Source organism: Pseudomonas sp. GG8 (assembly GCF_052976945.1).
Map to the genome: position 1 here is coordinate 1,892,416 of NZ_JBRIIP010000001.1, position 26,650 is coordinate 1,919,065.

The 26,650-nt window shown below is 56.2% G+C and carries 23 protein-coding genes; 17 read left to right on the plus strand and 6 right to left on the minus strand.

Annotated features, from left to right (window positions below):
* Positions 1–6: 6 nt before the first annotated feature.
* On the plus strand, positions 7–612 hold the full coding sequence (locus ACVBEG_RS09240; protein ID WP_322215870.1) for an START domain-containing protein: 606 nt from the start codon (positions 7–9) through the stop codon (positions 610–612).
* A 110-nt stretch (positions 613–722) separates the two neighbouring features.
* On the opposite strand, the gene gltA is transcribed toward ACVBEG_RS09240, so the two are convergent.
* Positions 723–2,012 (minus strand): citrate synthase, encoded by a 1,290-nt coding sequence (gene gltA / locus ACVBEG_RS09245; RefSeq protein ID WP_322179548.1) that lies wholly within the window; start codon positions 2,010–2,012, stop codon positions 723–725.
* Positions 2,013–2,376: 364 nt separating this feature from the next.
* On the opposite strand from gltA, the gene sdhC reads away from it, so the two are divergent.
* From sdhC to ACVBEG_RS09305, 12 genes are all read left to right on the plus strand, one after another.
* Complete coding sequence (gene sdhC / locus ACVBEG_RS09250) at positions 2,377–2,751, plus strand: succinate dehydrogenase, cytochrome b556 subunit (protein ID WP_322179547.1); 375 nt, start codon at positions 2,377–2,379, stop codon at positions 2,749–2,751.
* A complete protein-coding gene (sdhD, locus tag ACVBEG_RS09255) occupies positions 2,745–3,113 on the plus strand; it encodes a succinate dehydrogenase, hydrophobic membrane anchor protein (RefSeq protein ID WP_447107609.1) in 369 nt (122 codons plus the stop codon). The genes sdhC and sdhD overlap by 7 nt, the downstream gene beginning before the upstream one ends.
* Positions 3,114–3,116: 3 nt before the next feature.
* On the plus strand, positions 3,117–4,889 hold the full coding sequence (gene sdhA / locus ACVBEG_RS09260) for a succinate dehydrogenase flavoprotein subunit (protein ID WP_219060804.1): 1,773 nt from the start codon (positions 3,117–3,119) through the stop codon (positions 4,887–4,889).
* A gap of 11 nt (positions 4,890–4,900) precedes the next feature.
* The gene (locus tag ACVBEG_RS09265; RefSeq protein WP_219060805.1) at positions 4,901–5,605 is read left to right on the plus strand and encodes a succinate dehydrogenase iron-sulfur subunit; all 705 of its coding nucleotides are present in this window, start codon (positions 4,901–4,903) and stop codon (positions 5,603–5,605) included.
* A gap of 277 nt (positions 5,606–5,882) precedes the next feature.
* On the plus strand, positions 5,883–8,714 hold the full coding sequence (locus tag ACVBEG_RS09270; protein ID WP_322179546.1) for a 2-oxoglutarate dehydrogenase E1 component: 2,832 nt from the start codon (positions 5,883–5,885) through the stop codon (positions 8,712–8,714).
* Between the two features lie 42 nt (positions 8,715–8,756).
* On the plus strand, positions 8,757–9,983 hold the full coding sequence (gene odhB / locus ACVBEG_RS09275; protein ID WP_322179545.1) for a 2-oxoglutarate dehydrogenase complex dihydrolipoyllysine-residue succinyltransferase: 1,227 nt from the start codon (positions 8,757–8,759) through the stop codon (positions 9,981–9,983).
* Between the two features lie 124 nt (positions 9,984–10,107).
* Positions 10,108–11,544: a dihydrolipoyl dehydrogenase gene (gene lpdA, locus ACVBEG_RS09280; RefSeq protein WP_322179544.1), complete on the plus strand. Its 1,437-nt coding sequence runs from the start codon at positions 10,108–10,110 to the stop codon at positions 11,542–11,544.
* Between the two features lie 217 nt (positions 11,545–11,761).
* Complete coding sequence (sucC, locus tag ACVBEG_RS09285; protein ID WP_447107610.1) at positions 11,762–12,928, plus strand: ADP-forming succinate--CoA ligase subunit beta; 1,167 nt, start codon at positions 11,762–11,764, stop codon at positions 12,926–12,928.
* A complete protein-coding gene (gene sucD / locus ACVBEG_RS09290; protein ID WP_322179542.1) occupies positions 12,928–13,809 on the plus strand; it encodes a succinate--CoA ligase subunit alpha in 882 nt (293 codons plus the stop codon). Before sucC ends, sucD begins: the two co-directional genes overlap by 1 nt.
* A 316-nt stretch (positions 13,810–14,125) precedes the next feature.
* Positions 14,126–15,439 (plus strand): branched-chain amino acid transport system II carrier protein, encoded by a 1,314-nt coding sequence (gene brnQ / locus ACVBEG_RS09295; RefSeq protein ID WP_447107611.1) that lies wholly within the window; start codon positions 14,126–14,128, stop codon positions 15,437–15,439.
* Positions 15,440–15,632: 193 nt separating this feature from the next.
* Positions 15,633–16,376, plus strand: a complete 744-nt coding sequence (locus ACVBEG_RS09300; RefSeq protein ID WP_322179540.1) for a DUF599 domain-containing protein — start codon at positions 15,633–15,635, stop codon at positions 16,374–16,376.
* Entirely contained in the window at positions 16,373–16,762 is a 390-nt protein-coding gene (locus ACVBEG_RS09305) for an MAPEG family protein (RefSeq protein ID WP_322179539.1), read from the plus strand. The genes ACVBEG_RS09300 and ACVBEG_RS09305 overlap by 4 nt, the downstream gene beginning before the upstream one ends.
* A gap of 51 nt (positions 16,763–16,813) precedes the next feature.
* Here ACVBEG_RS09305 and ACVBEG_RS09310 read toward each other — a convergent pair whose 3' ends face one another.
* A complete protein-coding gene (locus ACVBEG_RS09310; protein WP_322179538.1) occupies positions 16,814–17,071 on the minus strand; it encodes a hypothetical protein in 258 nt (85 codons plus the stop codon).
* 158 nt (positions 17,072–17,229) lie between these two features.
* On the opposite strand from ACVBEG_RS09310, the gene ACVBEG_RS09315 reads away from it, so the two are divergent.
* The 4 genes from ACVBEG_RS09315 to ACVBEG_RS09330 all read left to right on the plus strand — a co-directional run bounded on the left by ACVBEG_RS09315 (position 17,230) and on the right by ACVBEG_RS09330 (position 20,950).
* On the plus strand, positions 17,230–17,709 hold the full coding sequence (locus ACVBEG_RS09315) for a PaaI family thioesterase (RefSeq protein WP_322215874.1): 480 nt from the start codon (positions 17,230–17,232) through the stop codon (positions 17,707–17,709).
* Positions 17,706–18,149, plus strand: a complete 444-nt coding sequence (locus ACVBEG_RS09320) for a PaaI family thioesterase (protein WP_322179536.1) — start codon at positions 17,706–17,708, stop codon at positions 18,147–18,149. The genes ACVBEG_RS09315 and ACVBEG_RS09320 overlap by 4 nt, the downstream gene beginning before the upstream one ends.
* A gap of 103 nt (positions 18,150–18,252) precedes the next feature.
* Positions 18,253–20,157 carry a molecular chaperone HtpG gene (gene htpG, locus ACVBEG_RS09325; RefSeq protein ID WP_322179535.1) on the plus strand — a complete coding sequence of 635 codons (1,905 nt, stop codon included), beginning with the start codon at positions 18,253–18,255 and terminating at the stop codon, positions 20,155–20,157.
* A gap of 64 nt (positions 20,158–20,221) precedes the next feature.
* On the plus strand, positions 20,222–20,950 hold the full coding sequence (locus tag ACVBEG_RS09330) for a dienelactone hydrolase family protein (protein WP_322179533.1): 729 nt from the start codon (positions 20,222–20,224) through the stop codon (positions 20,948–20,950).
* 104 nt (positions 20,951–21,054) lie between these two features.
* On the opposite strand, the gene ACVBEG_RS09335 is transcribed toward ACVBEG_RS09330, so the two are convergent.
* The 4 genes from ACVBEG_RS09335 to ACVBEG_RS09350 are packed head-to-tail and all read right to left on the minus strand — an operon-like array spanning position 21,055 to position 26,626.
* Entirely contained in the window at positions 21,055–21,915 is an 861-nt protein-coding gene (locus tag ACVBEG_RS09335; RefSeq protein WP_447108451.1) for a pirin family protein, read from the minus strand.
* A 57-nt stretch (positions 21,916–21,972) separates the two neighbouring features.
* Positions 21,973–22,392 carry an OsmC family protein gene (locus tag ACVBEG_RS09340; RefSeq protein WP_322179532.1) on the minus strand — a complete coding sequence of 140 codons (420 nt, stop codon included), beginning with the start codon at positions 22,390–22,392 and terminating at the stop codon, positions 21,973–21,975.
* Between the two features lie 50 nt (positions 22,393–22,442).
* The gene (locus ACVBEG_RS09345; RefSeq protein ID WP_447107612.1) at positions 22,443–25,427 is read right to left on the minus strand and encodes an EAL domain-containing protein; all 2,985 of its coding nucleotides are present in this window, start codon (positions 25,425–25,427) and stop codon (positions 22,443–22,445) included.
* A complete protein-coding gene (locus ACVBEG_RS09350) occupies positions 25,415–26,626 on the minus strand; it encodes a substrate-binding domain-containing protein (protein WP_447107613.1) in 1,212 nt (403 codons plus the stop codon). Before ACVBEG_RS09350 ends, ACVBEG_RS09345 begins: the two co-directional genes overlap by 13 nt.
* Positions 26,627–26,650 lie beyond the last annotated feature (24 nt).

The window sequence follows — 26,650 nt, forward strand, 5'->3', positions numbered from 1 at the left end:
AAAACAATGGGTTCGCTGCATCGGATAGCTGTTGTGTGTGGTTTGACTGTATTGATGGCTGCTGCCGCTCAGGCTGAAGACTGGAAAGTTGCGAAGGATGAGGGGGGTATCAATATCTCCTTGAGCGAAGTGGCGGGCTCCAAGTACAAGGCTTATCGCGGTATCACTATAATCAAGGCAAGTGTGGCCAAGTTGCGCGGCCTGCAGGAAGATGTTGTGGGCGCTTGTACCTGGATTCATGAATGCAAGTCGCAGAAGTTGCTCAAGTCTGACGGCGTCAGGACGTGGACTTACGCTCAATTCAATACGCCTTGGCCTGTGACTCCGCGCGACTCAGTGTTGCTGGTGACTTCCGAGCAGGGCGCTGATGGCACCCTGACGCGCACGCTAAAGGGCGTGCCAACGTATATCCCCGAGGAAAAAGGCTTTGTGCGGGTTGCGCAAGTAGAAGGTCTCTGGAAGTTCGTTCCCAAAGGTGCCGATCAAACTGAAGTGACGTATCAGGTTCATACAGAGCCGGGTGGTAGCGTGCCGTCCTGGCTGGCCAACAAGTTTGTGGTGGACGCTCCTTTCAATACCTTGAAGGCGTTGAAAGAGAAGGCAGAGAAGTAATTGATTCTGATCGTCGGGGGGGGGGCAGCTTTCCCTGCGGTACAAAAAAGGGCTGCCAATGGCAGCCCTTTTTTATTCCCGATGGTTGAGGTCGAGAATGGTTTGCAGTCTTACTTACGATCTTCCAGCGGCACGATGTCGCGAGACACGTAGCCGGTGTACAGCTGGCGAGGACGGCCAATCTTGTACGGGCTTGAGAGCATTTCTTTCCAGTGCGAGATCCAGCCGACAGTCCGCGCCAAGGCGAAGATCACGGTGAACATGCTGGTCGGAATGCCGATAGCTTTCAGGATGATGCCCGAGTAGAAGTCTACGTTCGGGTACAGGGAGCGTTCGATGAAGTACGGGTCGGTCAGGGCGATCTCTTCGAGACGCATGGCCAGTTCCAGCTGCGGATCGTTGGTGATGCCCAGCTCTCTGAGTACTTCGTCGCAGGTCTGCTTCATCACGGTGGCGCGCGGATCGCGGTTTTTGTAAACCCGGTGACCGAAGCCCATCAACTTGAACGGATCGTTCTTGTCTTTGGCCTTGGCAATGAATTTGTCGATGTTCGAGACATCGCCAATTTCATCGAGCATAGCCAATACTGCTTCGTTGGCGCCGCCGTGTGCCGGACCCCAAAGGGCTGCGATGCCGGCAGCGATACAGGCGAACGGGTTGGCCCCTGAGGAGCCAGCCATGCGCACAGTAGAGGTCGACGCGTTCTGCTCGTGATCGGCGTGCAGGATAAAGATCTTATCCATTGCCTTGGCCAACACCGGGCTGATCGGTTTGATCTCGCAGGGGGTGTTGAACATCATGTGCAGGAAGTTTTCTGCGTAGTTCAGGTCGTTGCGCGGGTACATCATGGGTTGCCCCATGGAATATTTGTACACCATCGCTGCCAGAGTAGGCATTTTGGCAACCAGACGGATCGCGGAGATTTCACGATGCTGCGGGTTATTGATGTCCAGAGAGTCGTGATAGAACGCCGACAGGGCACCCACCACGCCGCACATAACGGCCATTGGGTGAGCGTCGCGACGGAAACCGTTGAAGAATGTCTTCAACTGTTCGTGCACCATCGTGTGGTTCTTCACGGTGATCACGAATTGGGCTTTCTGTTCAGTCGTTGGCAGTTCGCCGTTGAGCAACAGGTAGCAGGTTTCCAGGTAGTCCGATTGTGCAGCAAGCTGCTCGATCGGGTAACCGCGGTGCAACAGGATGCCTTTGTCACCGTCGATATAGGTAATCTTCGACTCGCAAGAGGCGGTCGACATGAAACCAGGGTCGAATGTGAAGTGGCCGGTGGCGGTTAGACCGCGAACGTCGATTACATCGGGACCCACGGTGCCGGTCAGAATTGGCAGCTCGACGGGGGCTGCGCCCTCGATGATCAACTGCGCTTTTTTGTCAGCCATGTGGCCTCCTATATATGCTTCAAATCATCAGACAGACCCCCCACGCAGGGCCCGCACCACTATAGTGAGATAAATCCTAAAGTCAATTTGCCTAAAGTCTTGCTGCTGGGGGCTTTGGGCGAGGTTTTTTCATGAAGATCCGAGCCGTTTACGCCTTTTATAAGTCGGGCGCAATTGCCTATTAGCGTGAAGTCTGCGCGTTGTCATTAGTGACCTAACTGTCTATACTCTGGCTCCGACCGCCGGGGGCTTTAGGGCCTGTTTCATAGGGGTCGTCACTCCCTGGGTGGTGGGTACCTGACCAGTGCACTTCCCAACAACTTTGCCCTGATTGTTAGGGGCTCTTCAAGTGTGAAAAAAAGCCGTGAATAGCCAACGACCTGTAAACCTCGACCTAAGGACCATCAAACTCCCAGTCACTGCTTACACGTCCATTCTTCACCGTATTTCCGGTGTCATCCTCTTTGTCGGCCTTGCCATCATGCTTTATGCATTGGGCAAATCGCTGGGCTCTGAGGAAGGTTTCGGGGAAGTGAAGGCGTGTTTGACCAGTGTGCTAGCCAAGCTAGTAATTTGGGGCCTGCTGTCCGCCTTGCTGTATCACTTGGTGGCAGGTATTCGCCACTTGATCATGGACATGGGCATCGGTGAAACGCTGGAAGGCGGCAAACTGGGCTCGAAAATCGTTCTCGCCGTCTCCGCGGTGCTGATCGTTCTGGCGGGAGTATGGATATGGTAACCAACGTCACTAACCTGTCGCGTTCGGGCCTCTATGACTGGATGGCGCAGCGCGTATCTGCGGTCGTGCTCGCGGCTTATTTCATATTCCTGATCGGGTACCTCGTCGCGAACCCTGGCCTGGGGTACGCCCAATGGCACGCGCTGTTCGCTAACAACGCGATGCGTATCTTCAGTCTGCTGGCCTTTGTTGCTCTGGGCGCTCACGCCTGGGTTGGCATGTGGACCATCGCAACCGATTACCTGACGCCGATGGCGCTGGGCAAGTCCGCGACTGCAGTACGTTTCCTCTTCCAGGCTGTCTGCGGCATCGCGATGTTCGCTTACTTCGTCTGGGGTGTGCAGATTCTTTGGGGTATCTGATTCATGGCTAACATTAATACGCTTTCTTTTGACGCTATCATCATTGGTGGCGGCGGCGCTGGCATGCGCGCAGCATTGCAGCTGGCCCAGGGCGGTCACAAGACCGCTGTAGTTACAAAGGTATTCCCGACTCGTTCCCATACCGTTTCTGCTCAGGGTGGCATTACCTGTGCCATCGCCTCCGCAGATCCAAACGATGACTGGCGCTGGCACATGTACGATACCGTCAAGGGCTCCGATTACATCGGTGACCAGGACGCTATCGAATACATGTGTTCCGTAGGCCCTGAAGCGGTCTTCGAACTTGAGCACATGGGTCTGCCGTTCTCCCGTACCGAGCAAGGCCGCATCTATCAGCGTCCATTTGGCGGTCAGTCAAAAGACTTTGGCAAGGGCGGTCAGGCTGCACGTACTTGCGCAGCTGCCGACCGTACCGGTCACGCGTTGTTGCACACTCTTTACCAAGCCAACCTGAAAGCCGGCACTGTATTCCTCAACGAATACTATGCAGTGGATCTGGTGAAAAACCAGGACGGCGTGTTCGTCGGTATCATCGCGATCTGCATCGAAACCGGTGAAACTTCGTACATCCGCGCAAACGCGACGGTACTGGCCACTGGCGGCGCTGGTCGCATCTACTCGTCGACCACCAACGCACTGATCAATACCGGTGACGGTATCGGCATGGCGCTGCGTGCAGGCGTGCCGGTTCAGGATATCGAGATGTGGCAGTTCCACCCAACCGGCATCGCCGGCGCAGGTGTACTGGTTACAGAAGGTTGCCGCGGTGAAGGTGGTTACCTGATCAACAAGCACGGCGAGCGTTTCATGGAGCGTTATGCTCCGAACGCCAAAGACCTTGCTGGTCGTGACGTGGTAGCACGCTCCATGGTTAAAGAGATCATCGCCGGTAACGGTTGTGGTCCGGATGGCGATCACGTAATGCTCAAGCTCGATCACCTGGGCGAAGAAGTGTTGCACAGCCGTCTGCCAGGTATCTGCGAATTGTCCAAGACATTCGCTCACGTCGATCCAGTGACCGATCCGGTTCCTGTGGTTCCGACGTGCCACTACATGATGGGTGGTGTTGCCACCAACATTCATGGTCAGGCAATCACCCAGAACGCTGCTGGCGTTGACACCATCATTCCAGGTCTGTTCGCTGTCGGCGAAGTGGCTTGTGTATCGGTGCACGGGGCTAACCGTCTGGGCGGTAACTCGTTGCTCGACCTGGTGGTCTTCGGCCGCGCAGCCGGTATCCATCTGGAACAAAGCCTGCGTGAAGGTGTTGAATACCGCCGCGCAACTGAAACCGATGTTGACTTCGCACTCGAGCGCCTTGCTGGCTTGAACGCGCGGACCACCGGTGAAGACGTCGCTTCGCTGCGTAAAGAACTGCAAAGCTGCATGCAGAACTACTTTGGTGTGTTCCGTACTGGCGAATACATGCAGAAGGGTATTGCTCAGTTGGCAGGCCTGCGCGAGCGCATCGCTAACGTCAAGATCAACGACAAGAGCCAAGCGTTCAACACGGCTCGGATCGAAGCTCTGGAACTGCAAAACCTGCTGGAAGTTGCCGAAGCTACCGCGATTGCCGCAGAAAATCGTAAAGAGTCCCGCGGCGCTCATGCCCGTGAAGACTTTGAAGATCGCGATGACGTGAACTGGCTGTGCCACACCCTGTATTTCCCGGGTGAAAAACGCGTAGCCAAGCGTGCCGTGAACTTCTCGCCGAAGACTGTTCCGACTTTCCAGCCCATGATCCGCACTTATTAAGGGTGGCCGATATGTTGCAAGTCAGTGTTTATCGCTACAACCCGGATCAGGACGCTGCACCGTTCATGCAGGAATTCAAGGTCAATACCAACGGTAAAGACTTGATGGTTCTGGACGTGCTGGCCCTGATCAAAGAGCAGGACGAGGGTTTCTCCTATCGTCGCTCTTGCCGTGAAGGCGTGTGTGGCTCAGACGGCATGAACATCAACGGTAAAAACGGCCTGGCATGTATCACGCCGCTGTCTGCCGTGGTCAAGGGCAACAAGCTGGTGGTCCGTCCACTGCCTGGTTTGCCGGTTATTCGTGACCTGGTCGTCGATATGAGCATCTTCTATAAGCAGTACGAGAAGGTGAAGCCTTACCTGCTGAACGACACGCCGGCTCCGGCCATCGAGCGTCTGCAGTCGCCAGAAGAACGCGAGAAGCTGGACGGTTTGTACGAGTGCATTCTGTGCGCTTGCTGCTCGACTTCCTGCCCGTCCTTCTGGTGGAACCCTGACAAGTTTCTCGGTCCAGCTGCACTGCTGCAAGCCTACCGTTTCCTGGCTGACAGCCGTGACACTCATACCCAGGAACGTCTGGCTTCGCTGGATGACCCGTTCAGCGTTTTCCGCTGCCGCGGGATCATGAACTGCGTGAACGTGTGTCCGAAGGGCCTGAACCCAACCAAGGCTATCGGTCACGTTCGCAGCATGCTGCTGCAAAGCGGCGTCTGATTTGACTGTTGTACTCGTAGCACCGCAACACCCGTAACTGATGTACCTGTACTAGCTGCGGCGCAGGCTTCAACCGGCGCCGTAGTTTTAACCTGAGCAGTAGCTCATAAAGCTGCGGCTCTTACTTTGAAGAAATGAGACCAGCAGGGGCATCCGGGCTGGTACCCGGACTATCTGCGTGAACCTTGGTGGCTTGTCTGAGTCGTTTCACATGGACTTTGTCAGGTTTACTGCGGTGTCTTCGCCGGTGGTGTCCCCTTACCGAGGGTGACCAAGCATGCAAGAAAGCGTGATGCAGCGCATGTGGAACAGTGCCCACCTTTCCGGTGGTAACGCTGCCTATGTGGAAGAGCTCTACGAGCTCTACCTGCACGACCCTAACGCTGTGCCAGAAGAATGGCGCACCTACTTTCAGAAGTTGCCAGCTGACGGCAGCACTGCCACCGATGTTTCGCACTCGACAATCCGCGATCACTTTGTGTTGCTGGCCAAAAACCAGCGCCGCGCCCAACCGGTTTCCGCCGGTAGCGTGAGCAGCGAACACGAGAAGAAGCAGGTTGAAGTTTTGCGACTGATCCAGGCTTATCGGATGCGGGGCCATCAGGGCGCCCAACTCGATCCGCTGGGATTGTGGCAACGTCCTGCGCCAGCCGACTTGTCGATCAATCATTACGGTCTGACGAACGCTGATCTTGATACAACCTTCCGCGCCGGGGATTTGTTCATCGGCAAAGAGGAAACTAGCCTACGCGAAATTCTCGAAGCGTTGCAGCAGACATATTGCCGCACCATTGGCTCTGAATTTACCCATATTGTCGATTCCGAGCAGCGTAACTGGTTTATGCAGCGCCTCGAAAGCGTGCGCGGGCGTCCAGCGTTCTCCGCTGACATCCAAAGCCACTTGCTCGAGCGCGTGACTGCCGCTGAAGGCCTGGAAAAATACCTGGGTACCAAATACCCCGGCACCAAGCGTTTCGGTCTGGAAGGCGGCGAAAGCCTGATCCCGATGCTGGATGAGTTGATCCAGCGTTCGGGCTCTTACGGCACCAAAGAAATCGTGATCGGCATGGCCCACCGGGGACGTCTGAACGTCCTGGTCAACACCTTCGGCAAGAACCCGCGCGATTTGTTCGACGAGTTCGAAGGCAAGAAAAAGGTCGAGCTCGGTTCCGGTGACGTTAAATATCACCAGGGCTTTTCGTCCAACGTGATGACAGCCGGTGGCGAAGTCCACTTGGCGATGGCATTCAACCCGTCTCACCTGGAGATCGTTTCTCCTGTGGTAGAAGGGTCGGTGCGTGCACGTCAGGATCGTCGTAACGATCCGACCGGTGACAAGGTTCTGCCAATTTCCATCCACGGTGACGCTGCGTTCGCAGGTCAAGGCGTGGTCCTGGAAACCTTCCAGATGTCGCAGACTCGCGGCTTCAAGACGGGCGGCACGGTCCATATCGTCATCAACAACCAGGTTGGCTTCACCATCAGCAACCCGGAAGACGCGCGCTCCACTGAGTACGCAACCGACGTTGCCAAGATGATTCAGGCGCCGATTCTCCATGTGAATGGTGATGACCCTGAAGCCGTCGTGTTTGTGACCCAGTTGGCCATCGACTACCGCATGCAGTTCAAGCGTGACGTGGTGATCGATCTGGTCTGCTACCGTCGTCGTGGCCACAACGAAGCTGACGAACCAAGCGGTACCCAGCCGTTGATGTACCAGCAGATTGCCAAACAGCGCACCACTCGCGAGCTGTATGCCGAGCGCCTGACCCTGGCTGGTATTCTCGACGACGCGCGCGTGCAGGCAAAAATCGACGACTATCGCAATGCGCTGGACGACGGTCTGCATGTAGTAAAAAGCCTTGTCAAAGAGCCGAACAAAGAACTGTTCGTCGATTGGCGTCCATATCTGGGCCATGCCTGGACTGCTCGTCACGACACCCGTTTCGACTTGAAGACCTTGCAAGAACTGTCCGCCAAACTGATGGAGCTGCCAGAAGGCTTCGTGGTTCAGCGCCAGGTGTCGAAGATCTACGAAGATCGTCAGAAAATGCAAGTTGGCGGCCTGCCGATCAACTGGGGTTACGCCGAAACCATGGCGTACGCGACCCTGGCATTCGAAGGTCATCCGATTCGCATGACCGGTCAGGACATCGGCCGCGGTACGTTCTCGCACCGCCATGCGACGCTGCATAACCAGAAAGATGGCGCTACCTACATTCCTCTGCAGAATCTGTACAAGGGTCAGCCACGTTTCGACCTGTACGACTCCCTGCTGTCGGAAGAAGCGGTATTGGCGTTCGAATACGGTTATTCGACCACCGAGCCTAATGCACTGGTTATCTGGGAAGCCCAGTTCGGCGACTTCGCCAACGGTGCCCAAGTGGTTATTGACCAGTTCATCACCAGTGGCGAGCACAAGTGGGGACGTCTGTGCGGTCTGACCATGCTGCTGCCGCACGGTTATGAAGGTCAGGGGCCAGAGCACTCGTCTGCGCGTCTGGAGCGTTACCTGCAATTGTGCGCCGAGCACAATATTCAGGTGTGCGTACCGACGACCCCGGCTCAGATCTACCACTTGTTGCGTCGTCAGGTCATTCGTCCGCTGCGTAAACCGCTGATTGTGCTGACGCCGAAGTCCCTGTTGCGCCACAAACTGGCAATTTCGACCCTGGAAGATCTGGCTGAAGGTTCGTTCCAGACTGTTATTCCAGAAGTCGACGTGCAGGATCCGGAAAAAGTAGGTCGCCTCGTGCTGTGTAGCGGCAAGGTCTACTACGACCTCCTGGAAAAACGCCGTGCCGAAGGTCGTGATGACATCGCCATCGTACGTATTGAGCAGCTGTACCCGTTCCCGGAAGACGACTTGATCGAAGTCCTGGGCCCGTACAAAAACCTCAAGCACATCGTCTGGTGTCAGGAAGAGCCAATGAACCAGGGCGCCTGGTACTGCAGCCAGCATCACATGCGTCGTATCATCAGCGGTCACAACAAGGCATTGGTCCTTGAGTACGCTGGTCGTGACGCCTCTGCGGCTCCTGCTTGTGGTTATGCATCAATGCACGCCGAGCAGCAGGCAAAACTGCTGCAAGATGCCTTCACTGTTTAACGCCTTCGTGCATTAGAAACCGAATTTAAGGAATTACAGATAATGGCTATCGAGATCAAAGCCCCCTCTTTCCCGGAATCAGTTGCCGATGGCACCATTTCCAAATGGCATAAACAGCCGGGCGAAGCGGTAAAGCGTGACGAGCTGCTGGTCGACATCGAGACTGACAAAGTTGTTCTCGAAGTGTTGGCTGAAGCTGACGGCGTGTTGGCATCGATCGTGAAGGGCGAGGGCGAGACTGTCCTGTCCAATGAACTGATCGCAACCCTGGATGCAGGCGCTACTGCCTCTGCTGCTCCAGTGGCTGCCGCTCCTGCTGCAACAGCCCAAGCAGCGGCGGCTCCAGCCGCTGCTGCTGGCGACGAAGATGCAATCGGTGCTCCAGCTGCGCGCAAGCTGGCTGAAGAAAACGGCATCAACCTGAACAACGTCAAAGGCACTGGTAAAGATGGTCGTGTGACCAAGGAAGACGTGGTCGCTGCGATTGAAGCGAAGAAATCCGCTCCGGCCGCTGCCCCTGCGCCTGCCAAAGTCGCTGCGGCTGCTCCAGTGTTCTCTGCCGGTGATCGGGTTGAGAAGCGCGTTCCTATGACCCGCCTGCGTGCCAAGGTTGCAGAACGTCTGGTTGATGCTCAGTCGAACATGGCGATGCTGACTACGTTCAACGAAGTCAACATGAAGCCGGTCATGGACCTGCGTTCGAAGTACAAGGACCTGTTCGAGAAGTCGCACAACGGCGTACGTCTGGGCTTCATGTCGTTCTTCGTGAAAGCGGCCACAGAAGCGCTGAAGCGCTACCCTGCGGTCAATGCCTCGATCGACGGCACTGACATCGTTTACCACGGCTACTCCGACGTCGGTGTTGCTGTGTCCAGCGACCGTGGTCTGGTTGTGCCGGTGCTGCGTAACGCCGAACTGATGAGCCTGGCTGAAATCGAAGGCGGCATTGCCAACTTCGGCAAGAAAGCCAAAGACGGCAAGCTGACCATGGACGACATGACTGGCGGTACCTTCACCATCTCCAACGGTGGTACCTTCGGTTCGTTGCTGTCGACCCCGATCGTCAACCCGCCACAAGCCGCTATTCTGGGTATGCACAAAATCCAGGAGCGTCCAATGGCGGTCAAGGGTGAGGTCGTGATCCTGCCGATGATGTATCTGGCACTCTCGTATGACCACCGTTTGATCGACGGTAAAGAAGCAGTTACCTTCCTGGTTACCATCAAGGACTTGCTGGAAGACCCGGCTCGTCTGCTGCTGGATATCTGATTTCGTCTGTCGGGCAGGGTCGCGGTTGATCGCGATGTCCTGCCTGATTGTTGAATGAACCAGCTTCGTCCCACGACGGTCCTCACAAGGGACCGTCCGGTTTGATTTGAAAAAGGAATGACTCATGACCCAGAAATTCGATTTGGTAGTGATTGGTGCTGGCCCTGGCGGCTATGTTGCCGCTATCAAGGCAGCGCAACTTGGTCTCAAGACTGCCTGCATCGAGAAATATCAGGACAAGGAGGGCAAACTGGCCCTTGGCGGTACTTGTCTGAACGTTGGCTGCATTCCTTCCAAGGCGCTGTTGGATAGCTCCTGGAAATTCTACGAAGCTAAAAACGGCTTCAAAGTCCACGGTATCTCGACGTCCGAAGTGACCATGGATGTACCCGCCATGGTTGGTCGTAAATCGGCCATCGTTAAAGGCCTGACTGGCGGCGTAGCCAGCCTGTTCAAAGCCAATGGCGTGATTTCCCTGCAGGGCCATGGCAAGCTGCTGGCCGGCAAGAAAGTCGAACTGACCCGCCCTGATGGCACGGTTGAAGTGATCGAAGCCGAAAACGTGATCCTCGCTTCTGGCTCGCGTCCAATCGACATTCCTCCTGCACCGGTCGATAACAACATTATCGTCGACTCCACCGGCGCCCTTGAATTCCAGCAAGTTCCGAAACGCCTGGGCGTGATCGGCGCTGGCGTGATCGGCCTTGAACTGGGTTCGGTCTGGGCTCGTCTGGGTGCACAAGTCACTGTCCTCGAAGCTCTGGAAAAATTCATTCCAGCGGCTGACGAGCAGGTTTCCAAAGAAGCCTTGAAGACCTTCACCAAACAAGGTCTGGACATCAAGCTTGGCGCACGCGTGACCGGTTCCAAGGTCAGCGGCGAAGAAGTTGTGGTGACCTACACTGACGCCACTGGCGAACAGACCATTACCTTCGACAAGCTGATTGTTGCTGTTGGCCGTCGTCCGGTGACTACTGAGTTGTTGGCTTCCGACAGCGGTGTGACCATCGACGAACGCGGCTTTATCTTCGTTGATGATCAGTGCGCTACCAGCGTTCCAGGCGTGTATGCCATTGGTGACGTGGTTCGTGGTCTGATGCTGGCGCACAAGGCCTCGGAAGAGGGCATCATGGTCGTTGAGCGTATCAAGGGCCACAAAGCCCAGATCAACTATGACCTGATTCCTTCGGTTATCTACACCCATCCGGAAATCGCATGGGTCGGTAAAACCGAGCAAACCTTGAAGGCTGAAGGCGTTGAAGTTAATGTTGGCACCTTTCCGTTTGCTGCCAGTGGCCGTGCCATGGCTGCAAACGATACCGGCGGCTTTGTAAAAGTTATCGCCGACGCCAGGACTGACCGCGTATTGGGCGTTCACGTTATTGGTCCAGGCGCAGCAGAGTTGGTACAGCAGGGCGCAATCGCTATGGAATTCGGCAGCAGTGCTGAAGATATCGGGATGATGGTTTTCTCTCACCCGACGTTGTCCGAAGCGTTGCATGAAGCAGCACTGGCAGTGAATGGTGGCGCCATCCACATCCAGAATAAAAAGAAACGTTAAGACAATAAGAAGCCACGACGGACTGCCCGTCGTGAGCCTTGCTAGCAAGTCTCACCGCGGAACGTCCGCCGGACTCAAGCTTATGGGCGCCTTCAGGAACGTACAGAGCATTGTTTCGGCACATTCCTGAGGTCATCCGAGGTAGCGGTCACAGGTGGTGCGGCACTTCTCGAAGTGCAGCACCGAATGCGCAGCACTAACGAAGACGGTAATAAGAATGAATCTTCACGAATATCAGGGTAAGCAGCTCTTCGCTGAATACGGCCTGCCAGTATCCAAAGGCTACGCAGCAGACACCCCGGAAGCAGCAGCAGAAGCTTGCGATAAAATTGGCGGGACCGAATGGGTCGTCAAAGCCCAGGTTCACGCGGGTGGTCGCGGTAAAGCGGGTGGCGTAAAGCTGGTTCGTAGCAAAGAAGAAGCCAAGGCTTTCGCTCAACAGTGGTTGGGCAAGCGTCTGGTGACTTATCAGACTGATGCCAATGGTCAGCCAGTCACCAAGATCCTGGTTGAAACCTGCACCGACATCGCCAAAGAGCTGTACCTGGGCGCTGTAGTGGATCGTTCGAGCCGTCGCATCGTGTTCATGGCTTCCACCGAAGGTGGTGTGGACATCGAGAAAATCGCTAACGACACCCCTGAGAAGATTCTTAAGGCCACTATCGATCCGCTGGTAGGCGCTCAGCCTTTCCAGGGCCGTGACCTGGCTTTCCAACTGGGCCTTAAAGGCGACCAGATCAAGCAGTTCACCAACATCTTCGTTGGCTTGGCCAAGCTGTTCCAGGACTACGACCTGGCTCTGCTGGAAGTGAACCCGCTGGTTATCAAGGCTGACGGCAACCTGCATTGCCTCGATGCCAAGATCAACATCGATCCTAACGCTGTTTACCGCCAGCCAAAGCTGAAAGCTTTCCACGATCCATCGCAAGATGATCCGCGCGAAGCTCACGCTGCCAAGTTCGAACTGAACTACGTGGCGCTGGAAGGTAACATCGGTTGCATGGTCAACGGTGCTGGCCTGGCCATGGGCACCATGGACATCGTCAATCTGCATGGCGGCAAACCAGCCAACTTCCTCGACGTTGGCGGTGGCGCTACCAAAGAACGCGTAACTGAAGCGTTCAAGATCATTCTGTCCGACAGCAATGTCGCTGCAGTGTTGGTCAACATCTTCGGCGGCATCGTTCGTTGCGACATGATTGCCGAAGGCATCATCGGCGCAGTGAAAGAAGTTGGCGTGAAAATCCCGGTTGTTGTTCGCCTTGAAGGTAACAACGCTGAACTGGGCGCTAAAGTACTGGCAGAAAGCGGTTTGAACATCATCGCGGCTACCAGCCTGACCGACGCTGCTCAACAAGTTGTCAAAGCTGCGGAGGGCAAGTAATGAGCGTCCTGATCAATAAAGACACCAAAGTCATCTGCCAGGGTTTCACTGGCGCACAAGGTACTTTCCACTCCGAGCAAGCCATTGCCTACGGCACCAAAATGGTTGGCGGCGTGACACCGGGCAAAGGCGGTACAGTTCACCTGGACCTGCCAGTGTTCAACACTGTGCGTGAAGCCGTAGAAGCCACTGGCGCTACCGCCAGCGTGATCTACGTTCCAGCACCGTTCTGCAAGGATTCCATCCTTGAAGCAGCATTCAGCGGTATCAAGCTGATCGTCTGCATCACTGAAGGCATCCCTACCCTGGACATGCTTGATGCCAAGGTCAAGTGCGACGAACTGGGTGTGGTCCTGATCGGGCCTAACTGCCCAGGCGTGATCACTCCAGGCGAATGCAAGATCGGCATCATGCCCGGTCACATTCACTTGCCAGGTAAAGTCGGTATCGTGTCGCGTTCCGGCACCCTGACTTACGAAGCTGTGAAGCAGACCACTGACGCCGGTTTCGGTCAGTCCACTTGCGTGGGCATCGGCGGTGACCCGATCCCGGGCGCAAGCTTCATCGACATCCTGAAGCTGTTCCAGGCAGACCCGAAGACTGAAGCGATCGTTATGATCGGTGAAATCGGCGGTTCGGCTGAAGAAGAAGCGGCTGCCTACATCAAGGCACACGTGACCAAACCGGTTGTTTCCTACATCGCTGGTGTGACTGCCCCTGCGGGCAAGCGCATGGGCCATGCTGGCGCAATCATCTCTGGCGGCAAAGGCACTGCAGACGAGAAATTCGCTGCGCTGCAAGACGCGGGTGTAAAAACCGTGCGTTCGCTGGCAGACATCGGTAAAGCCTTGGCTGAACTGACTGGTTGGGCTATCAAGTAAGCTTCTGCTGACCTGACAACGCAATCAACAAAGGCCACCTTCGGGTGGCCTTTGTGCTTTCTGGCATTTAACGACTGACAGGCGATCGCTGTCCTCACTGTCACAAATACGACATGGTAAGTCGTTAATGAGACAGTACGCCCTACAATAGTGCGTTCCATGGCCTGATTCGTTAGGCTACTTGCCATTTTGCGTACCCGGGTCCCATAAGGAGCCGTTTCGCTTTACGTGCCTGTCTTATAAGGACCAGCATCATTTCCCTAACCCTCCGGGAAATCCCCTCTAAATTCCGATTCAGTAGTGTGGTATTTCCGTAATGAAAGTGTTGAAAGGCCAGGACATTCTGGCACTTGGTTTTATGACGTTTGCCCTATTTGTCGGGGCTGGCAATATCATCTTCCCTCCCATCGTGGGTTTGCAGGCCGGGCCGCAGGTGTGGATGGCGGCGCTGGGCTTCCTGGTTACCGCAGTGGGTCTTCCGGTGGTCACGGTCATCGCTCTGGCCAAGGTCGGCGGCGCGATGGATGCGCTGAGCAGCCCGATTGGTAAAGTCGCTGGCGGTATTCTCGCGGCGGTCTGCTACCTCGCGGTGGGGCCGCTGTTCGCGACCCCACGCACGGCCACCGTGTCGTTCGAAGTGGGGCTGGCGCCATTGACAGGTAACAGCCCGCTGGCGCTGTTTTTGTATAGCCTGGTGTACTTCCTCGTCGTGTTCTGGGTGTCGCTGTACCCGGGTCGCTTACTCGACACCGTGGGTCGCTTCCTTGCCCCGCTAAAGATCTTCGCGCTGGCCGTACTGGGCATTGCTGCATTCGCTTTGCCCGCAGGTGACATAGGCGTTGCCGAGCCGGCCTATGTGGCTGCACCGTTCTCCCAAGGCTTTATCAATGGGTACCTGACTATGGATACCCTTGGGGCGCTGGTGTTTGGCATTGTGATCGTCAACGCTATCCGCTCGCGAGGCGTCGATTCGCCGCAGCTAATCACCCGGTACGCGATCATGGCCGGGCTGATCGCCGGCCTGGGTCTGGCGCTGGTCTATATCTGCCTGTTTCGCTTGGGGGCAGGCAGCCATGCGATAGCGGCAGGGGCGAGCAACGGTGCCTTCGTGCTGCACGCTTACGTGCAACACACCTTCGGTTCGCTGGGCAGTGGTTTTCTTGCGGTGCTGATCTCGTTGGCCTGCCTAGTGACGGCTGTCGGCCTGACCTGCGCCTGCGCCGAGTATTTCAGCAATATTTTGCCGCTGTCTTACAAAACGCTGGTGATCCTGCTGGCCGGTTTTTCGTTGCTGGTGTCCAATCTGGGGCTGACCAAGCTGATTCTATTCTCCATCCCGGTGCTGACAGCGATCTACCCGCCGTGCATCGTCTTGGTGGCGCTGAGCTTCTGCAAGGACTTCTGGCACTCACAAAGTCGCATCGTCGCACCAGTGATGTTGGTGTCGTTGTTGTTTGGCATCATCGACGCCTGCAAGGGTGCGGGTCTCGCCGATTGGCTGCCGACTCGACTGGCGCATTTGCCGTTGAGTGAGCAAGGCCTGGCGTGGCTGGTGCCAGCGGTGATCACGCTGGCCGGTGCAGTCATCTGCGACCGGCTGCTGGGCAAGCGCCGCGAAGCGCTGGCCTGAAGTCACTCGCTAACATTGCACGGGTGGATCGCGCTCTTCCTGTCGCATGCTGCAACACTCAAACAGCCCTGCATTTAATAGTGCGGGGCTTTTTTTGCACGCGTGATCAGTGTCTTTTTCCATGGGGTGTCGTCGAAGCACAGAGAATGCTCTTTACTGTTCTCAATCCTGCCCACGCGCTTCGGAATACTGCATGTCGTTCATTCAAGCCAATCTAATTCATCTCATGGCAGCACTCTGGTTCATCATCTGCTGGGGTGGTTATACCCGCTATGCCAGCCTGAAGGCCGCCGACACTGCTTGCCTGGCCAGCGTTTTGCACCTTTATCGGGAGGACTGGATGCGCCGAATGCTGCTGCGTGACAACCGTATCGCCGATGCCAGCGTGATCGGTAATCTGGAACGTAACGCCTCTTTTTTCGCGTCGAGCACCTTGATCATCCTTGCCGGCATTCTCACTGTGTTGGGCGCTTCCGAGCGGGCAGTATCGCTGTTGGCGGACATTCCCATGGTCCAGCAGGTTTCGCAGGGCATGTCAGAAATCAAACTGTTGTGCCTGGCATCCGTCTTCGTCTACGCCTTTTTTACATTCAGTTGGTGCATGCGTCAGTACAACTTCGCGGCGGTGCTGATCGGCTCTGCGCCCATGGTCGGTGAGCGTCATGTCAGCGAGTTGGAGCGCAAGTCGTTTGCCTTACGCGCTGCCCGGGTTATCTCCATGGCTGCCAACCAGTTCAACTTCGGGTTGCGCGCTTACTATTTCGGCATGACGATGCTCGCCTGGTTTGTCAGCCCCTGGTTATTCATGTTGATGAGCACAGGGGTGGTGCTGGTGTTGTACCGGCGGGAGTTTCATTCCGATGTGTTGCAAGTGATGGTCTACACCCAAACGGAGGCTCCGACTGCGGAGCCCATCAAGGAGACGACGGCGTTATGAGTATCCCTTTCTGGTGTTTGTTTATCAGCGCGGTGTTGATTTATGTGGCGCGGATTCCGGTCGGCAAAGCGATGAAAGAGCAGGGTGGTTACAACAACCATTTGCCGCGTGCCCAGCAGGCGCAATTGACCGGTTATGGCGCCCGCGCATTGGCGGCGCATCAGAACAGTTTCGAAGCGTTCGTGTTGTTTTCGGCGGGGGTGTTTGTCGCCCATACCACGCAGACCCAAGGCTTTTTAATTGATGGGATCGCCGTGGTTTTCGTGATTGCGCGTTTGATTTTTCTGGGAGCGTATCTGGCGGATATTCCAACCGTGCGCAGCCTGGCCTGGTTTGTCGGGCTGTTGTGTTCGTTGGGATTAATGCTCAGCCCGTTGCTGCGCTGAGACTAATGAAGCCCGCTACGAGCGGGCTTCATGGCCTGAAAACGTCTCAGCTTACTTGGTAGTGGTTGGTGCTGGGGCCTGGCCGTTGGCTTCTTTGGCGCGCTCTTGAGCGGCTTCAGCATTCTTCTGGGCAGCGTCCTGACTTTCTTTGGCGGCGTCGTTGACTTTGTCTTGGGCCTTGTTCATCGACTCTTGGGATTCTTGCGCTGCTTTGTTGGCATCTTGCTGTTTGTTCTCGCTGGCTTTATTGCACGCGGCGAGACCCAGAGTGGCAGAAAGCATCAGGACACAGGCTAAAGATTTACGCATGGGGTGTTTCTCCTTATCAAAGATATCTACTAGCCTTTCGAGCGCCGGCCCATAAATTTAGTTCCACCTGTCCTACAGATATATAAAGGTTGATGTTTTAGGCGCTTTACGCTGAGGCTATGCTGGCCTCCTATAAAAATAATCAGAGTCAGCGTTCAATGAGCGATAACCCCATTTTTGAGCGCGCGGTGCGCTTTATTTCGGTGCTCCGGCATTGCCAGGTTCTGGGCATGCGCGTGCACCGCGCAGATACCGAAGGCATGACCCTGATCCTCCCCTACAGTCCGCACATCGTTGGTGATCCGCAAACCGGCGTTATCCATGGCGGCGCGCTGACGTCGCTGATGGACACCGCCTGCGGGATTGCCACGCTTTGCGTGCTGCCGGAGTTTGAAGTGTGCCCGACTCTCGATCTGCGCATCGACTATATGCATCCCGCTGAACCACACAAAGACGTCTTTGGTTTTGCCCAGTGTTATCGGGTGACCACCGACGTTATGTTTATCCGGGGTTTTGCTTATCAGGCTGACCCGCAACAGCCGATTGCCCATGTGGTCGGGACGTTCATGCGCATGGGCAAGGGGGCTGCTGCAGGCAGTAAGGGGTTGGGCGGCTCGATCAATGGCGGTGCGTTATGACGATTGATTTCAAGGACCAGGTTCGCCAGGCTCGTGAACAGGGCAGCTATGAAAGATTGTTCGAGCTGATTCCCTACGCGAAACTGATCGGTATTGAATGTTCGCGTCAGGATGATGCGTTGCTGTTTCGCCTGCCTGCCAACAAGGACAATATCGGTAACCCCCTGTTACCGGCCCTTCACGGCGGCGTGATCGCAGGCTTCATGGAGTTGGCGGCAGCCATGCATTTGCTGGTTGCCACCGGATCGGGCTCAGTCCCCAAGATCATCGACTTCTCGGTCGACTACCTGCGTGCCGGTTATTTTCGGGACACCTATGCGCAGTGCCAGGTCTGGCGGCAGGGGCGACGGGTGGCCAATGTCGCTGTTACCGCCTGGCAGAGCACCTCGGCCGAGCCCGTTGCCACGGCGCGGGCGCATTTTAAAATCGAAGAATCATAGATCGACACGTATAAGCCCTTGAAAAATCGGACCCAGCCCCCATTTTGATGACATCCCGCCGCTGTGTATGCGGCTTGTGCCATCTGATTGGAGTTTGATAACCATGAGTGTGGAAACTCAAAAGGAAACCCTGGGCTTCCAGACCGAGGTAAAGCAACTGCTGCACCTCATGATCCATTCGCTGTATTCCAACAAGGAAATTTTCCTTCGCGAATTGATCTCGAACGCCTCTGACGCTGTCGACAAATTACGTTTCGAAGCGTTGTCCAAACCGGACTTGCTCGAAGGCGGCGCTGAGCTGAAAATCCGTGTGAGCTTCGACAAGGACGCGAAAACCGTCACGCTCGAAGACAACGGCATCGGCATGAGCCGTGAAGATGCGATTACCCACTTGGGCACTATCGCCAAGTCGGGCACTGCTGACTTCATGAAGAACCTGTCCGGCGATCAGAAGAAAGATTCGCACCTGATCGGCCAATTCGGTGTGGGCTTTTATTCAGCGTTCATCGTTGCCGACAAGGTTGAAGTGTTCAGCCGCCGTGCTGGCGTACCTGCCAGCGAAGGCGTGCATTGGGCGTCCAAGGGCGAAGGCGAGTTCGAAATCGCGACCCTTGAGAAAGCTGATCGTGGTACCCGTATCGTTCTGCACCTGAAAAGCGCTGAAGGTGAATTCGCCGACGGTTATCGTCTGCGCAACATCATCAAGAAGTACTCCGATCACATTGCTTTGCCGATCCAGTTGCCGAAAGAACAGGCCGCTGTCGAAGGTGAAGCTGCACCTGAGCTGGAATGGGAAACCGTCAACCGCGCCAGCGCACTCTGGACCCGTCCGCGCACTGAGGTGACGGACGAGGAATACCAGGAATTCTACAAACACGTCGCTCACGATTTCGAAAACCCACTGAGCTGGAGCCACAACAAGGTCGAAGGCAAGCTGGAATACAGCTCGTTGCTGTACGTTCCGGGCCGTGCGCCTTTCGACCTGTATCAGCGTGAAGCGCCGCGTGGGCTGAAGCTCTATGTCCAGCGCGTATTCGTCATGGACCAGGCTGAGTCGTTCTTGCCGTTGTACATGCGGTTCATCAAGGGCGTGGTCGATTCCAATGACCTGTCTTTGAACGTATCCCGTGAAATCCTGCAGAAAGACCCGATCATCGATTCGATGAAGTCGGCGCTGACCAAGCGCGTGCTGGACATGCTGGAAAAACTGGCGAAGAACGAGCCTGAGCAATACAAAGGCTTCTGGAAAAACTTCGGTCAGGTCATGAAAGAAGGCCCGGCAGAAGATTTCGCCAACAAAGAAAAAATTGCCGGCTTGCTGCGCTTTGCGTCGACCCATGAAGACGGCGGTGAGCAAGTTGTGGCGCTTGCTGAATATCTGGCGCGCGCCAAGGAAGGTCAGGACAAGATCTATTACCTGACTGGCGAAACTTACGCTCAGGTCAAGAACAGCCCGCACCTGGAAGTTTTCCGCAAGAAAGGCATCGAAGTGCTGCTGTTGACCGACCGTATCGATGAGTGGCTGATGAGCTACCTCAGCGACTTCGACGGCAAAGGTTTTGTCGACGTGGCCCGTGGTGACTTGGATCTGGGCAAGCTTGATTCCGAAGAGGACAAGAAAGCCCAGGAAGAAGTCGCCAAGGATAAAGAAGGCTTGATCGAACGGCTGAAAGTCGCTCTGGGCGACGCAGTCAGTGAAGTGCGGGTTTCCCACCGCCTGACCGACTCTCCTGCGATTCTGGCGATTGGCGAGCAGGACCTCGGTCTGCAGATGCGTCAGATTCTCGAGGCCAGTGGCCAGAAGGTTCCGGAGTCCAAGCCGATCTTCGAATTCAATCCGGCCCACCCATTGATTGCCAAACTTGATACTGAGCAGAGTGAAGAGCGATTCGGCGACCTGTCGCACATTCTCTTCGATCAGGCGGCCCTGGCCGCAGGTGATAGCTTGAAAGACCCAGCCGCTTATGTGCGCCGTCTGAACAAGCTCTTGGTAGAGTTGTCGGTTTAAACACCCGGTATGAAAATCCCGCCTCGGCGGGATTTTTTTTAGTCATTTTCTTTGGAGGTCAGCAATGAGCAACGTGACTGTTCGTTCAGTGGTTTATCAGATTGATGGCCAGCCCTACGAGAGCCGTTTGGTGTTTGATTCCGGTGACGCGTCCTCGCGTCCGGGTCTGGTGATGGCACCCAACTGGATGGGCGTTAGCCAAGGTGCGGAAAAAATCGCTCAGGCGGTGGCAGAGCAAGGTTATGTCGTGCTGGTGGCCGACCTGTATGGTCAGGGTACGCGCCCGAAAAATGGCGATGAGGCGGGCGCAGCGATGATGCCGCTTAAAAATGATCGGGCATTGCTGCGCAAGCGCATGCAGGCTGCGCTCGACGCGTTGAAGTCTCAGGTAGACGCGCCTGTAGACACCCTCAAGTTGGCGACTTTCGGGTTTTGTTTCGGCGGCTGCTGCTCGCTTGAGCTGGCCCGTACCGGTGCTGCATTGAAAGCGACGGTATCCTTCCACGGCACGCTGGATACACCCAGCCCGGCGGACGCAAAAAATATCCAGGGGGCGGTGTTGGTCATGCATGGCGCTTCCGATCCATTGGTGCCTAAAGAGCAACTGCCTGCGTTCGAAGCTGAAATGAACGCGGCGGGCGTGGACTGGCAATTGCTGAGCTACGGCGGTGCGGTGCACTCGTTCACCGATCCGGAAGCGAACACGCCGGGCATGATGATGTACGACGCCAAAACCGCGAAGCGAGCGTTTGCGTCGATGCACAATTTGTTGGATGAGGTGTTCAAAGGCTGATAACCGAGATCCTGTCGGGTCTATCGCGGCCTGCAAGCCCACTCATTCAATTTGTAGGAGCGGGCTTGTCCGCGATGGCGGAGTGTCAGGCACCCGGATTCAAACTAAGGCAACTCGATCCTCTCGCTTTCACCCGGCACCGTCGGCCAATCACCGACCGCCCAGCGCGCTCGTGCCTGATCGATCAGCGCCGGGTCGCTGGCCACAAAATTCCAGTTGATCCGTCGTGGTCCGTCCAGCGCGGCGCCGCCAATCAGCACGGCATGACATGCGCTGTCAGCGCATAACGTCACGCTTTCTCCGACCGGCAGCACGATCAAACTGCGCGCCTCTATCGGCTCGCCATCCAGTTGCGCGTCACCGCTGACCACATACAGCGCCCGCTCTTCGTGGTCAGCGGGGATCGTCAGCGCAGTGGCGGTTTGCAGGCTTACTTCGGCATATAACGTAGTCGACAGCACCGGTACCGGTGATGACAGGCAAAACCCGCTGCCAGCAATCATCCGAATACAGACGCCGAGGTTATCGCTAACCGGCAGTGTCTGTGCGGGATGATGGCTGTAATGCCCTGGGCCTTGTTCGTATGGTTTAGGTAACGCCAGCCAGACCTGCAGTCCATGCAAGCGTGAGCCGCTGCTGCGCAGCTTTTCCGGTGTGCGTTCGATGTGGGCAACGGCGCTACCGGCCGTCATCCAGCTTACATCACCGGGTAGGACCAACTGGTCGCTGCCAAGGCTGTCCTTGTGCAAGAGCTGGCCTTCGAACAGGTAAGTGAGGGTAGACAAGCCGATATGCGGATGTTGACGGATATTCATGCCGCTGCCAGCTGGGTAATCCGTTTCCAGCATGTGATCAAAAAAAACGAAAGGGCCGATACTGCGGCATTTGGCTGACGGCAGCGGGCGTAGAATCGGTTGGCCTTCGACATCTTCTGTGCGGGGCTTGATTACGATCATGAGCGTCATCTCGGCAAGCAGTGCGGGTCGATGCACAAAGCATAACCCGCGTTGATGTGTCCGGCGTTATTGGTCGAAGGCGCCTTCTGTCAGGTGAGTTTCGATGCTGACTTCAGTCGTGGTCATCAGCTTGTGTACCGGACAGCGATCTGCGATGCGATGCAGCAGGGTACGCTGCTCATCGCTCAGCATGCCCTCAAGGGTCAGTTCGACATGCAGATGATACTTGCCTTCCCGCTCCTGACTGCTGTCGCGTGTGACCTCGACAGTGACACCGGTCAGCGGGATTTCGTGTTTTTCGGCATACAGCTTGAGCGTCAATGCCTTGCACGCGCCCAGGGCTGCATCGAAATAATCATGAGGATCGGGCGCGGAGTCTTCGCCGCCGAGGCCTACAGGAAGATCGGTCAGCAGCTTATGTTTGTGATTGATTTCAATGCTGTGGCGATAGCCGTTGCCGGACAGCGTGTTGACAGTGATGGTCATGGAAAACCTCTCAGAGATGAAGCGGCACTTTGCGGTATGGAACTGGCGTATTACAGCAGAAGCAGCTGCTCTATCTCTTGTGCCGAGACAGGCTTGCTGAACAGATAGCCTTGCATTTCATCGCAGCCGTTTTCACGCAGGAAAACTTTCTGTTGTTCGGTTTCTACGCCCTCGGCGATCACCTTGAGGTTCAGTTTATGCCCCAATGAAATCACGGCCGTGGCGATGGCCCTGTCATTCTCGTTATCGGGAAGGTCACGCACGAAAGACTGGTCAATTTTCAGTCGGGCAATGGGGAAGCTTTTCAGTGCGGCGAGGCTTGAGTAGCCGGTGCCGAAGTCGTCGATCGAGAGGCTTATCCCCATCGCTTGCAGTTCCTTCATTTTGACAATGGCTTGCTTAAGGTCTTGCATGATCAAGCTTTCGGTCAGTTCCAGCTCTAGGTATCTGGGGTCCAGCCCGCTGTCCTGCAACGCGTGCTGCACCCGGCTGACCAAGTCCCTTTCGATGAATTGGCGTGCTGAAATATTGACTGACACGGTGATTGGGGGCATGCCTGCATCCTGCCAGGCTTTGTTCTGTTTGCAGGCTGTGTGGATCACCCAATCGCCAATGGGCACGATTAATCCGGTTTCTTCGGCTGGCGGAATAAACTTGATGGGGGAAACCATGCCGAGTGTGGGGTGCTGCCAGCGGATCAGTGCTTCCACGCCGATGACCTGACCTGAGTGTAAATCCACCTGGGGCTGATACAGCAACAGGAACTCCTCATGGTCAATTGCATTTCGAAGCCCGTCCTGCATGGCAAGCTTGCCCTTATGCTTGCTGTTCATCTCACTGGTGTAGAACTGGTAACTATTGCGGCCCAGCTCCTTAGCCCGATACATGGCGGCGTCTGCGTTTCTGAGCAGGGTCTCGGTGTCGGTTCCATCGGCAGGGTAGGTGGCCAGTCCCATACTGCAGGTGACATGGAGTGTGTGCCTGTTGAGCTGGATGGGTTGCAGGATGGCTTCCTGGATTTTCTGCAGGACCGGGGTGATACCGTCGGCGTCAGAGGGCTGATCGAACAGGATGATCACGAATTCGTCGCCGCCCAGTCGAACGACCGTGTCGGTGCGTCGCACGCATTGGACCATTCGGCTGGCGACGGTTTTCAGCAGCTCATCCCCGGCGCTGTGGCCCAGACTGTCATTGACCAGTTTGAATTTATCCAAGTCGATGAACACCACCGTTACCCGGCGAGCACAACGTTGAGCGTAAAGGATGGCCTGTTTGAGGCGGTCTTCCAGCAGCGTGCGATTCGGCAGTCCGGTCAATGCATCATGGTCTCCCATGTAGCGGATGCGGTTTTCCGTGTGTTTGCGCTCAATTGCGATTCCGGCGAGGTGTGTCGCTATGCCAATCAGCTGCATCTCGACCTTGACGGGGCTGCGGACCGTACGGGAATACAAGGCAAAGGTTCCCAGGACCTTTCGATCATGGGACAGGATGGGGGTCGACCAGCAGGCGCGTAGGCCGTAGGGCGCTGCGATTGATCGATAATCTTCCCACAACGGGTCGTCCTCAATGTCAGCAACAATCACCGGTTCCCGTCGATATACGGCAGTGCCACATGAACCGACCTTCGGGCCGATTGCAACCCCGTCGATGGCCTGGGTGTAGGTCTTCGGCAGGCTGGGTGCGGCCCCATGCAGGAGATGAGTTCCCTCTTCGTCCAGCAGGAGGATGGACACCATCATGTCGTTCATCTGCGATTCAACCAGATGGGCCAGACTGTCGAGGACCTCCTGGAGTTCGGTACTTTTCGCTATCAGCTCAAGGACGTGACCCTGGCCGGTGCGTACAACGGCCTCCTGCTGCAATTGTGAGTTTTGCAAGGCGAGCCGTTCTTTGACGGTGCTCAATTCGGCGGTTTTTCTTTCAAGCTGCTGGCGATCTTTCAGAAACTGATTCACGGCGCGTGCCATGTCGCCGATCTCGTCCTTCTCCTGCACCTCCATCACTAGCGACGTATCGTCGATACGCTCCTGCCGTAGCTGGCGGCTGATCTCATTCAGGCGCACGAGCACATGACGCCCCATGAATATGCGCGTCACAAACCATGCAAGTATCAGGCTGCCGCCCAGCATGATGAGGATCCATTGCTGGCTGCGATTAGAGGCCTCGACCAGATCCTGCACGGCTTCCCGGTAGTCTTGGGTGTACGCGGCGGATTGCTCGCGTGCGACCATCACCAAGGATTCTGCCTGGTTTTCCAGAGCGTCATGAAAGTGCTCTAGAACGTCGTGCTGGCTGATCAGTTTCAGGCGTAGGGAGAACGGATCTTGTGCATCAGGATCAATGGGGTCAGGTTGTTGTGATTGCAGGGTGGCGACATCGTTTCGCACTGCATCGGGTAATTCGCGTGTCGCGGCGGCTTTGCGCATGAACCGCGTACGCAGCAGCTCCACCGCATTGCGGTCACTCACGACGGGCAAGTTGTACAGCAGAACCGCCAGTTCCGGGCTGCCTTGAGTTTGGGTGCCGATCAAGCGACTGGTACGATCCTTCAGGGTGCGCTCGAAGTCGACTTCGGTTTGCAGCATGCCTTCGCGCAGTTGAGCCACGATATTGGCGGTATTGCGAAATAGTTGACTTGACTGATGCACGTCAAGTATCGCGACAGCATTGCTCGCGGTTGTCAGCTGAACCACCAGGCGATCAAGTGCCTCAAGCTGTTTAACCGTCTCTGCATAGCTTGAACGCAGGGTATCGAAAGAGGGGGTGGTCAGTAGTTGATCCGTCTGGCGTTCGATCAGCAGAGTGCTCTGCAGCATGTCCTGTCCAGCTTGCATGCGGACCAGTTGCTCTTTGGTCAGCTCTCGGGCGGCGTTGTTTGATGTACGCAGGGCGTAGACCGCCGTCGCGCCGCCCGCCAGGATCAACAGGGTCAGCGCTAGAAATGCAAGGATGAACTGAGCGCGTAGCGATTGCGGGAGTAGCTGGCGATACACGGCGGTGAGTCGGGACGTCACGTTCACGGTCAGCGGTTCCATAGGCGGCGGTACATAGTCCGGTAGCCATTGTCTGGGTCGTACTGGAACTTCTCCCCGCCATCGAAAGCGACGTTGTCGACATTGACCAGATGAACTGGCGCTACGAATCCGCTGACAGGGAGCCCTGCAAGGAGTCGGTTCAATTCATCCATCACCTGCCATCCGTGCAAATTCAGAGGCTCGGCCACTGTGACGGTCTGATAAGTTTTTGCCTGAATTCGCAAAAATGCGGAAGCGCTGCCATCTCCGGCAGACAGCAGATTGAGCCCATTGCTCGGTATCCCGGCGCTGGTCAACGTTGCAGTTGAGTAGTCGAAATATATATCGTTGATGGCCAGCATATACGTCCAGCGTTTGCCGTATCGCAGGAGCAGATCCCTTGTAATCGCGGGCATACGCTCGCCACTCTCGGAGATTGCGATGTCGCGCACTTCCAGCAGGGTGCACCCTTTGCAGGATTGGATGACGTCTTCCATGGCCTTGGCCTTGGCTGTGGCGATGCTGTACCTGGAGTCGGTCAGGATGACCACGCCAGCATGACCCATTGATTGCGCTACTGCCGCCAATGCAGTGAGGCGCGCGACCTCCACCGGGTCGGTGGTGACGTTCATGGCGACAGGCGTGCCGGCAATCGGCCCCGGTTGCGCGCCCGCGTGCCAGGCAACGACAGGCACGCCTTGGTTGGCAAAGGTTTTCAGTGCTGCATGGTTCTCGCGTGCATCGGAGCCGCACAGGATAAGGCCGTCGGGGTTTGCTGCCAGCGCATCGGCAAATGCTTTCGCGCGTCCGGCTGAAGATCCGCCGCCATCGAATATCTTGAGCGACCAGCCCATCACCGCTGCCGCCTCGCGTGCGCCTTGCGCAACACCGATAATTCCGCCATTGCGTAAATCTTCTGCCACAAAGGCAATGTTTTTTCCCCGAGGGGCGGGAGGGCCGGACTCGGGGCCGCTCCAGTGAGCTTTGAGGGTTGCCTTGGCAACGATCTGCTGTGCCTGGCTGACGAAGGCCGTGGCGTTTTTGACATCGTCTCTGGCCAGCGGACTTGGTGAATTTTGGGCATGCACGGGAACTGCAGCTAAAAAAAAGAAGGCTGTAATTGAAACTATACCGAGTAAGTAGGGCCTCTTCATTCGCTTGGGGTCGCTACCACGTGAGATGCCAGGCCTTGCGCCGACATTGCGATCATATTCGTCCATGGCATTCGGCTACGTAGGGAGGTG